Genomic DNA, 1,286 nt, shown 5'->3' on the forward strand with positions numbered 1-1,286 from the left:
CTCACTTCTTGGCCTAAAAACCCAACATTAGCTAATATTCCAAATGGCTTCTATAGGGTTTGCGCTCATAAAGTCTTTTTGCTCTTTGTAGGAGACAGGAGACAGGATACAGGAGAAATGGGTATGGGAGCGAGGAGGCAGTAGAAAGAATTATCCCTTGATTTTTCTGCCATAGTCAGTCCAAAATCCTAACTTTTTGAGCTACCGACAACGAAAACCTTGTACTTTTTCAATACCTAAAAAGGCACTTACCTTTATCAGTCAATGCGTGTCATATTTAATCAGCAAGCCCTAATTCAGCATAAATACTTACTTGATTGATTGCCCAATCACGGCAGCTATGATTTTCTTCACAATTGCTGTCTCCTGGCTCCTTCTTCTATAACTACATTTTGTGGGAATGTGGGATTAAGAGTTGCCTTCTATAATTCAACGTCATACCAATTTCATTTGAGGCTGCACAGAATGATGAAACTTATTAACTTGTATGTCTTGAGCTACAGTCAACTCTGCTCGGAATATTATTCTATACAACTTAGAAATGAATTTGGTATTACAACCCAGCATTATTTAAGTAACCTGATAATATCTTGATAACCATTAAATTCTGCGAGCATTAAAGCCGTACAACCGCCTTGATTTTTATCATTTAAATTAGCACCATAATCAATTAATAGTTTTACGGCTTCGGCATGACCTTGATATGATGCCCACATTAAAGCTGTCGCTTCATTATCATCCCTAAGATTAATATCAGCTCCTTTTTCTAAGAGTATTTTTAATGTTTCAAGATCACCTTGATAAGCTGCTTTCATCATTGGAGTAGAGCCACCTTGAGCAGGAATATTAACATCTGCCCCTACATCTAGCAAAACATTAATAATTTCTTGACGTTTTTGCCATATTGCCAAAGTTAAAGCTGTTTCTCCAAGATGTTTACTATTCAATAAAGATGCCAAATTTTGCTTTTCTATTTTGTTCAATAAAATTGATACAATATCCGTATAACCATGAAAAATTGCTCCAAATAAAGGTGTGTCGCCTGCTTGATTTTTAGTAACAATTTCTGCCCCATAATTTAGCAGTAGTTTAACCATTTCGGTATGATTTTCTACTACAGCAAAACTTAAAGCTGTTTCTCCTTCTAAATCTTGAGCATTAACATCAGCATGAGCATCCAAGAGAGTAGAAGCGATCGCTACATTTCCTTCTGCAGCAGTAGCCATCAAAGCTGTACCACCATTTCTACTTTTAATATTTACATCTGCCCCTGCTTCTAACAAAAC

General features: G+C 36.3%; 1 protein-coding gene. It reads right to left on the minus strand.

Features of this window, described 5'->3' with window-relative positions; all coding sequences use genetic code 11:
• Positions 1–566: 566 nt before the first annotated feature.
• A partial coding sequence (locus tag AC3DU7_RS21180) for an ankyrin repeat domain-containing protein (protein ID WP_488041282.1) occupies positions 567–1,286 on the minus strand: 720 nt, incomplete at its 5' end.

The sequence above is a fragment of the Okeania sp. genome (assembly GCF_983059655.1).